Genomic DNA, 9,260 nt, shown 5'->3' with positions numbered 1-9,260 from the left:
CCGAACCCCGACCGTCCCGGCGGCGTTCTCATTCCTCAATTAAATCCCTATTTAATGAAAATGTAAGTAAAAAGTTATGGATAGGTAAAAAGAGTCTGATATAATTGCATTATAAAACCAATAAAGGAAATTGCGGGATTACACTTTCTGCGGTTCCTTACAGTCCCTGTTTAAACCGGAATAGCCGGGAGGAAGAAACTCTCTCAGATATTCCCCGACGGAGCGCCCCATTTCTTTTGAAAAGTCGGAATTATATTTCCTGTTACAGAATGCGGTTATCCAGTCTTCATAAGACTGATGGCCGGATTTGTGGGAAAGCATCCGGTGAAGGGCGTCGCCGTCCATAAGGCGGTATGTATTTTCCATTACGATGGAATCCATTGGGCAGCGATCGGGTTTCGTCCGTTCCTGTTGCTGCCTGGTCGGATAACCGAATACTACCATGACGGCGGGGAAGACATAGGGAGGAAGATGTAGGAGTTCCCGGTGGGTTTCACAGCTTTCCATGATGTCCCCGATATAACAGGAGCCGATTCCCAGGCTCCAGGCGGCGGTAACGGCGTTCTGGGCGGCGATGGCGCTGTCCTCGACGGCCAGCATTAAATCACCGGCAGTCGGGAGCTTTGGAGAACAGCCGGCAGACCGGAATGCGTCGTACCATTTCTGGCAGTCGGCGCAGAAGAGCAGGATAAGAGGAGCTGATGCAATGAACGGCTGATTGTCGCAGGTGACGGAAAGACGCTTTTTCAGTTCCGGATCCGTGATGTCCAGGATAGTGTAAAGCTGCTGGTTTCCGGCAGTGGGAGCCTCACAGGCTGCCTGAAGGATAATGAGACGATCCTCAGGGGCAACGGGGCGATCCTCAAATACCCGGACAGATTTCCTTTCATAAAGGTTTTTGACAACTTCGTTTGTCTGATTTTCTAATTGTTTCATAGGGATGATTTCCTTTCCTGTGATAGCCGGTACGGCCCTGTTAAGGAACGTATTCGGCACTTCCGGAGATAATTCCCGGAGCTAGATAAAATATATAAATTATTATAATAAATGAATAAAAAACTGTCAAATTTCTGAAAATATGGCAAGGTTTCTTTGACGAATCTAGGTTCATTTGCTATAATAACATATATTAAGCAATAATTTCAGTATACGAAGGTAAAGAGGATGAAGGAGGAGTGTTTATGAAGCGTAACCTGAAAAGAGCGGCGGTTCCTGTATTTGCAGTGATTACCGCATGCGCAATGTGTATGACCGCATATGCGGCCGAAAAGAAGATCACTAAGGTAAAGGTACAGGTGGAAAGTGCAGTACCGGAGGCGGGAGACAATGTCGGGACTCCATCGGTTAAGGTTTCGGTGTCCGGGATTAGTGATTCGGATTTCAAGGTAGTCGACGTGGAGTACTATAATACGAATGACGACGAGTGGGAGCGCGGTGAGACTCCGGTAATCAGAGTGGAACTCGAACTGGTAGGCGACGCGGCGGATAATTATCAGTTTTACTACACCTCGTCAAAATATTTTTCCGTTTCCGGAAACCGCAGTGAGTTTAAGAACGCCAAGAAACTCGACAGCGGCAGAGGACTTCAGATTGATATCAAACAGCGTAAAGTAAGCGGCGATTTGGAAGTACCGGAGATTCTCGACTGGGACGGCAGGCATGCTACCTGGGAATCCGTGGACGATGCCGATAAATATGAAGTAAAGCTTTACCGCAACAACTCATCGGTGACAACCATCACAACATCGAATGAAAGCTACAATTTCTATCCGTACATGTCGAAAGCTGGCGACTATTCCTATAAGGTAAGAGCCATCAGCAATTCGGACGGAGAGAAGAGTGAGTGGAGTGATGAGTCCGATGATTACTACATGAACGCCAGCAATGTTTATACGGGAACTCCGCCAAGCACCAGCACAGGTTCATCAGGTTCTACTTCTACAAGCGGCGGCTGGGTGCAGGATCAGATTGGCTGGACATACCGCCAGAACGGAACACCGCTGACCAACCAGTGGCTCAATGTCGATAACAACTGGTTCTACCTTGCGGCGAACGGCTACATGATGACAGGCTGGATTTACGTAGACAACAACTGGTTCTACTTAAATCCTGTATCCGACGGAACCAGAGGCGCGATGAAGACAGGATGGCAGGCAATTGACGGAGCCTGGTACTATCTGAATCCCGTATCCGACGGAACAAGGGGAGCCAGAAAAACAAGCTATCAGATGATCGATGGCAAATGGTATTTCTTCGACACCGCAACGGGTGCAATGTGGGTAAACAGACAGGCGCCGAACGGCAAGTGGATCGATGCCAACGGCGTTGTATGGTAATCTGAAAGATAAAAGATGAATAATAAAAAAAGAGGTTTGGCCCTGATAATCACGGGGTTAATCGCAGCAATATGTATCGAATTGTGCCTGGCTTGTTTTTCAGCCAGGCGCGGTTCAATTTTGGAAGAAAATATCACGGTTCTGCCGGAATATACGTCGGGCGCAGCAGCGGACGGGAATCCGTACCGGATGGCGGAGGACATGCCCTGGCTGGACTTTGCCCCCGGAATGGCGGGCGGATATCTGGAATTTGAATTTGCAGCGCCGGTTCAGGATAAGATGCAGGTCCTCGTCTACTATACGGAGAATGAGGGGCAGGAGTTCAACCGGTTCAGGAGGATCGAACGCTGGATTTTAAAGGGCACCACAAAGGGAAGAGTCGCACTTCCGGCAGGATACTGCGACAAGCTGAGGCTGACCCTGACCGGGAATGCGGAGATTGAGAATGTATCCATAAGCATCCCCGCCGTCCGTCCGGCTTTCGGGGAGATAATCACTTTGGTAAACCCTGTCCGGTTTCTGGCAATATTTCTTATTCTGGCCCTTTCAATCCTCCTGCACGGCAGGGAACGCCGGGAAAAGAGGTTAAGGAGGCCTGTAAATACAGGAGCCCAGGGAACGGAAACCCCGGGAATGGAAGCCCCGGGAATGGAAGCCCTGGGAATGAAAGAACAGGAAATGGAAGCCCCAGGAACGGGAGGCAGGAGCCACGGGGAACGCAGAAAAAGGACGGCCTATCTGGACGGAGTGCGTGTCCTGGCAGCCCTGTTCGTTATAGCGGTGCACGTGGTGGAGCCGGTGGCCCTGGCCCAGATAAAGGGAACCCCCAGAGACTTTGTGTTCCGGGCGGCAGTCCTGATTGTCCTGACTTGCAACCTGCTGTTCTTCTTTATCAGCGGAGCGCTCCTTTTGCCGTACAGGGAAGAGACGATAGGGCAATATTACAAAAAAAGAGTGTTGAAGATTCTTCTTCCCTTTGTACTTTATTCCATGTTCTATTTAAAATTTCTCTGTGCCACGCAGGAAGGCGTTCTCGGCTGGGGCGGCCAGGCAGTCCTCGATCTTCTGGGCGGGACGATTACCATGGGGCCTCACCTGTGGCTGATTTATAAGCTGCTGGCCCTCTATCTGCTGGTGCCGTTTTACCGCCTGATGATGGCAAAGATGTCGGAACGGATGGAAAAACAGCTTTTTATCCTGATCGTGGCGGCGCTGGCCATCCGGACGGGATGCGAGTATTTCAATTTTGACCTGGGGATTTCCCTGTATCTGGATTCCTGGCTGGGTCTATTCCTGGCAGGCCATCTCCTGAACAGGGCCTGGATGAGGAAATACGACTTCTGCCTGATATCGGGAGGCATCCTGGCTTTGGTTTTCTCCCTCTGGATTTACAGCTTCAGAACGGACTATCTGGAGATTATTACAAACTGTTCGATCCTTGAATTTCTCATGGCCTCGGCCGTATTTGTCACCGTGCTCAGGATGAACGGAATCTGTGCGCGTTTTTCCAAAATACTGCAGGTGCTTGGGAAGAGAAGTTTCTCCGTTCTGATGGTGCACCTGTTCGTCATGTCGGCGGTACTGCCCCTGGGATTTGTCCCATACGGCATGGTGAATAAGAGCATCGGACAGCTGGTAATCCCTTATCTGTTCATCTGTGTGGGTTCCTATGTAACCGCCGTTCTGTATGATGAGACGGTGGTCAAGGTCTTTGATGCGGGAGTGGAGAGGCTTCTGGCAGGTAAAAAGAAAAGTAAGAACGGCGGGTCCGCCGGAGAATCAAACTCACCAAAACAGAGAATCGAATAAAAGTAATCATAAAAGCAGTAATTATAAAAGCAGTAATTATAAAAGCAGTAATTATAAAAGCAGTAACCTATAGAAGCAGTAAGCATAAAGCGGTCCGGCAGAGGCGTAACAGCCTCTCCGGACCGCTTTTATGTACCAGTGGCGGCAGTGTGGACAGAAAACGCACCGCTTTCCGTTTATGAGTAACAGAAAACAATCACACGATCCGGTGTCGTCTGGGCGGGAATGCTTCTGGTGGAAGTCGTATACTCCACTAGAACGGTTTTTCCCACGATGGCGCCGGAAAAAATCTGCCCGTTTGGCAGAAATGCATTGAGGGCGGCCATGCTGTTCAGTTGGAGGACTCCGTCGGTACTGATAAAATTATTATAAAACTCTCCAAGGTAATACTGGTGATAAGCGGAGAGGGCGATGACAACTGCTTTATACTGCGGTGGATATATAAGGGGCGCAGGGGCATTCCCGTCGTAAAAGACGGTCACCTGATCGCCGGGATGCAGCGTCTGGTTGTCAACAACATAAGTATCTCCATTCAGGGTGAAATTGACTTCCCCCTGCTGCATGGATCGTATGGACATGTTCAATGTACAGCCGTACTGGGCGCTGTTTCCCCCCGTCAGCGGTTGAATCCGGGTAATGACTCCGGATACGGATAAATATGAACTCATGAGAACCTCCGTAAAATGGATTATACTCTATCATATTAATGCCGGGCGGCAAAATGAACGAAAAGTTTTGTAAAATGCCCTTATTCATGTTAAGGTTCACGCTGCGGACGGTACTTTATCGGGACTGCTCAACCCGCGAGTAGTAAATGACGCCGCCCAGGATGATAATGCCGCCGAGAATCTGCAGAAAGGCAGGAACCTCGCCGAAGAGCGCCATGGCAAACAGGGAGGCCACAACAGGTTCACAGAGTTTTGAGGACGATACAAAGGCCGGGGACAGAAATTTCAGGCACCAACTGAAAATACTGTGGCCGAGCAGCGTGGAGCAGATGGCCAGCAGCAGGCCGCAGAGCAGGGAGGTGCTGCCGTAACCGGCCAGCGGAGTCCTCGTTGCCACGGATGCGGCAAGAAGTGAGAGGCCGCAGAAAAAATATACGATGTATGTATAGACGGTAGTCGATGTGTTTTCCCTGACGACACGGCCCAGCAGAGTGTAGGCGGCCACCATGACGGCGGCAAACAGAGCCAGAAAGTCGCCTTTCAGCAGATTGTTTCCGGAGCCGTAATCCGACATCGCGATCAGGATGCTGCCCGAGAAGGTCACGGCGATGCCGAGCACCGCTTTTTTAGAAATCCGTCCTTTTAAGAAAACGCAGAAGCCGAGGGCCACCCAGATGGATTCGGTACAGACGATTACGGTGGAACTGGCTACGGAAGTATAATTAAGCGATTCGAACCAGGTGACGAAATGAAGCGCCAGAAAAATTCCGCTGACGGCGCACAAGACCACGGTCCTGGGGGAAACGGAAAACAGTTCCTTCCTGAAACCGCGGTTCAGAAACACGACGGGCGTCATCAGGAGAACTGTAAAGAAAAGGCGGTAAACAGCAGTAATCAAAGAGGGGGCGTCTGAATACTTTACTATAATAGCAGACAGCGAAATACCCACTACCCCGGTTGCGATCATGTACATGGGGTGTTTTTCTAAAAATTTCATAACAAATGCCTCTCATTTTTCATATTGTGTGCAGCAGACTGCAGTCACACTGCGAGTATTATATCACGCCGGATAAAATAATTACAGCTTTGTTAGGCTCAGAGTGTGCGGCATCACTGAAAATCCTGCTGTGTACGGAGTGGACCGCAGCCCAATGTTACTGTTCACAGCAACGCCAAATGTGAACAAAGTATAAAAGTTATATAAAGAGTTGTACAATGTTGACAAAAAGTGTATAATAATAGATAACAAAGCAAATAAAATACATTGACAGATAAAATAAATGTGATATAGTAAGAAAAACGAATATTGTTGACAGCCCTGGATGATGGAAAGGAGGAAGGCCTTATGCTAGCCAGGCAATATAATATGGCCGGGAATGAAAGGATTACCCCGCCGCCAATTTCTGCATTGATTCAGGCTGCGAACCTGTTTGGATGTGACATATATATTAAGTCGGAACAGCACAAGATCAATGTTAAAAGTTATGACGAACTGCAGAGTGGAATACAGCGGCAGAGAAAGTTTATGATATTCTACTTTGACGGAGCAGATGAAAAGGAGGCAGACGTAAAATTCCGCAAACTACTGGGAATTTAAGTGAAAACTATGGAAAACATGAGAGCAACTACTAACACAACGACGTAAAACCCTGAAACGGTAACCTGGTTTCGGGGTTTTTTATATATTATAAAAAATTCAAATAAAAAACAATTCGCCCTTTGCCGTTTGCATATCCGTATGATATACTTTTTTTCTACAGGGATACAAATAATATAAATGGAGTGAGAGAATGAAAAATGTAAGGATTGCCCTTGGGCAGATGGAGGCGGTTCAGGGGGATACGCAGGCCAACATGGCGAAGATGGAACAGATGGCCGCCGAAGCGGCCGCCGGAGGGGCGGATATTATCTGTTTTCCGGAACTTTCCTATACGGGATACTTTGTGAAGAAGGACAGGCTGCTTGAGATTGCGGAAACAGAGAACGGTGAATTTTACACAAGAATCACCCGTGCGGCGAAGGAGAACGGGATCTGCATCGTGGCCGGTTTTGCCGAGCGCGGGCAGGGGGAGGATATTTACAATACGGCCGTCTTTGCCGGAAGGGACGGAACCGTTGCGGGAAAAGCGAGAAAAGTATACCTCTGGAAGAGTGAGAAAAAAAGATTTGTGCGCGGGGAGGAATTCCCTGTGTTTGATACGGAATTCGGCGGGGTCTCAATTTTGACCTGTTATGACCTGGAATTTCCGGAACCGGCGAGGATTGCCGCCCTGAAAGGGGCGAAGCTGATTTTCTGTCCGGCGGCCTGGAGCGTGCCCGCAAGGAACAGATGGGATTTAGACCTGATGGCCTGCAGCCTTTATAACATGGTGTTCACGGCCGGGGCTAATTTTGCAGATGAACTTTGCTGCGGAGCATCGGGGGTGGCGGGGCCGTCCGGTTCGATGATCGCCCAGTCACAGGGACAGAAGGAAGAAATTGTATTTGCCGACATCGACCTCGATGAGGCGGACAGACAGAGAGAAGACATACCATATTTTGACGACATGGACGGGACAGTTTTGAAGCAGCTTTCCGGTGCACTTGAGGAATACCGGAAAGAGCGGAAGAGATCGGAATAGAAGCTCAGGCTCACGGTAAGCCGGGAAAATGCGCGGGATTTATTAAAATCTCGCGTTTTTCCCGGCTTTTTTTGATTTCTATTTATAGATTTTAACACTGTCTTAACATATAACCAAAAAACTATATTATATTTCAGATCTTGTATAACAGTTTATTACAGCACCGCGTCCTGATAAAATACGTTTAAACCTCATGAGGAAAGGGTAATAAAGGGAACTAGTTAATCATCAAAGCAAAAAGGGGGTCCAATATGGCAGAACAAATGACGGGAGAGGTTAAGACTAAAAAGAAACAGCCATTGTATGTAAAGATTTTCATTGCGCTGTTTGCAGGTATTATTTTCGGGTACATATTGAATTTTATGGGAGGAGTAGAAAATCCTATTATCAACGATCGAATTTTACCGTTCCTCCAGTTTCTTGGGGATTTCTTTATAAAACTCATTAAGATGATCGTTGTTCCGCTCGTATTCTTCTGTATTATTGATGCAGCGCTTTCGCTGGGGGACATCAAAAAACTCAGAAGCATCGGCGTCAAAACGATTTTATGGTTCCTGTTCAGCTCCGGTATCGCAGCTACAATCGGCCTTGTTCTGGCAAATATCATTCAGCCGGGTAAAGGACTGATTCTTGGCTCAATCGAGAACACGGTGGAAGTAAAGGAGCTTCCGGGAGTTTACCAGACAATCCTGGATCTGCTTCCAAGTAACCCATTTGCATCACTTACAAATGGAGATATGATGCCAATCATCGTATTTTCCCTGTTTCTGGGCTTCGCCATCATCAGTATCGGCGACGCGGCGAAACCGCTTGCAGATGTCATCTCAGTCTGTTCCCAGGCTATGTTTAAGATTGTAAATATGATTCTCGGAATCATCCCGTTCGGTGTATTCGGACTTATGTCGGTTTCACTTGCCAAATACGGTCTTGCAATTTTCGGGCCGGTTCTGAAGTTTATTCTGACCGACTATCTGGCGAGCTTTATCATGTGTGCGGTTGTCTATTCCATCTTCCTGATAGGAATAGCGAAGGTAAGCCCCATCAAATTCTGGAAGAAAGCATTTGAGCCCTGGATGATCGCATTCAGTACCTGTACCTCTTCGGCAGCTCTTCCGGTATCCATGGAAGTTGCACCAAAGAAGATGGGCGTTCCGAAAGATATTGCAAGCTTTGTACTTCCGCTCGGCGCTACCGCCAATATGAACGGCACCTGTATCTATTTCGGTATCATCGTATTATTTGCAGCACAGCTCTACGGAATCGACCTGAGTATCCAGCAGCAGGTTATGCTGGTTGTACAGGCAACCTTCTTAAGCGTCGGCTGCGCGGCTACTCCGCAGATTGGACTTGTTATCAGCCTTACGCTGCTGACCCAGATGGGTCTTCCTCTGGAAGCATACGCTCTGGTGGCAGGTATCTACAGAATCATTGACCAGGCCCACACATCCACAAACTCTGTTGGTGACCTCGTGACATCCGTATGTATTTCCGCAATTGAGGGAGAACTGGATCGCGATAAATTCAATAAGATGGATGACAAGAGCGTGGCATAAGAGTCAGGCAAGACAGAATGTATTGGAAGAGATTGAAAGAAGAGATTTTAAAGAAGAGATTTTAAAGAAGTAAGAGGATACGGTATCGTCTTACTCCTGATGAAAGAGTTAAGAGATTTAGAACCTATAAAATCAAGTCATGTTCAAAGAAAAGGAGAAAAGCTATGGAAGACAACAGAATTATTGAATGTATCGAGAGAGCGCACTATATTTTATCTAACCTGATGGCAGTAAAACCGGGTGAGGAAGTCCTGATTGCCATTGACCCGCAGA

At 48.0% G+C, this 9,260-nt stretch carries 8 protein-coding genes; 5 read left to right on the top strand and 3 right to left on the bottom strand.

The genetic code is table 11. The features are described from left to right. Nucleotides 1-138: 138 nt before the first annotated feature. Nucleotides 139-936 carry a nitroreductase family protein gene (locus QZT18_RS22855; protein ID WP_294151946.1) on the bottom strand — a complete coding sequence of 266 codons (798 nt, stop codon included), beginning with the start codon at nt 934-936 and terminating at the stop codon, nt 139-141. Between the two features lie 245 nt (nt 937-1,181). On the opposite strand from QZT18_RS22855, the gene QZT18_RS22850 reads away from it, so the two are divergent. Together QZT18_RS22850 and QZT18_RS22845 are read left to right on the top strand one after the other, a co-directional pair. Then, on the top strand, nt 1,182-2,336 hold the full coding sequence (locus QZT18_RS22850; RefSeq protein WP_294151945.1) for a hypothetical protein: 1,155 nt from the start codon (nt 1,182-1,184) through the stop codon (nt 2,334-2,336). Between the two features lie 120 nt (nt 2,337-2,456). Continuing rightward, the gene (locus tag QZT18_RS22845; protein WP_294151943.1) at nt 2,457-4,145 is read left to right on the top strand and encodes an acyltransferase; all 1,689 of its coding nucleotides are present in this window, start codon (nt 2,457-2,459) and stop codon (nt 4,143-4,145) included. A gap of 176 nt (nt 4,146-4,321) precedes the next feature. Here the strand turns inward: QZT18_RS22845 and QZT18_RS22840 are convergent, their stop codons facing one another. Together QZT18_RS22840 and QZT18_RS22835 are read right to left on the bottom strand one after the other, a co-directional pair. Next, entirely contained in the window at nt 4,322-4,813 is a 492-nt protein-coding gene (locus QZT18_RS22840) for a hypothetical protein (protein WP_125140161.1), read from the bottom strand. Between the two features lie 115 nt (nt 4,814-4,928). Beyond that, nucleotides 4,929-5,810, bottom strand: coding sequence for a DMT family transporter (locus tag QZT18_RS22835; RefSeq protein WP_294151939.1), 882 nt, complete (start codon nt 5,808-5,810; stop codon nt 4,929-4,931). A 348-nt stretch (nt 5,811-6,158) separates the two neighbouring features. Here QZT18_RS22835 and QZT18_RS22830 point away from each other — a divergent pair, with 348 nt between their 5' ends. The 3 genes from QZT18_RS22830 (at nt 6,159) to QZT18_RS22820 (ending at nt 8,987) form a co-directional block, all read left to right on the top strand. Next, nucleotides 6,159-6,410: an HPr family phosphocarrier protein gene (locus QZT18_RS22830; protein WP_294151937.1), complete on the top strand. Its 252-nt coding sequence runs from the start codon at nt 6,159-6,161 to the stop codon at nt 6,408-6,410. A gap of 193 nt (nt 6,411-6,603) precedes the next feature. Next, nucleotides 6,604-7,434 carry a carbon-nitrogen hydrolase family protein gene (locus tag QZT18_RS22825; RefSeq protein ID WP_294151935.1) on the top strand — a complete coding sequence of 277 codons (831 nt, stop codon included), beginning with the start codon at nt 6,604-6,606 and terminating at the stop codon, nt 7,432-7,434. A gap of 251 nt (nt 7,435-7,685) precedes the next feature. Continuing rightward, complete coding sequence (locus tag QZT18_RS22820; protein ID WP_294151933.1) at nt 7,686-8,987, top strand: dicarboxylate/amino acid:cation symporter; 1,302 nt, start codon at nt 7,686-7,688, stop codon at nt 8,985-8,987. The last annotated feature ends 273 nt before the right edge of the window (nt 8,988-9,260 follow it).

The organism is uncultured Clostridium sp. (assembly GCF_900547735.1).
In the GTDB taxonomy this organism is placed as follows: Bacteria; Bacillota; Clostridia; order Lachnospirales; family Lachnospiraceae; genus Otoolea.
The sequence above is the reverse complement of the archived record's forward strand: the minus strand, read 5'-3'. Positions and strand labels throughout refer to the sequence as shown.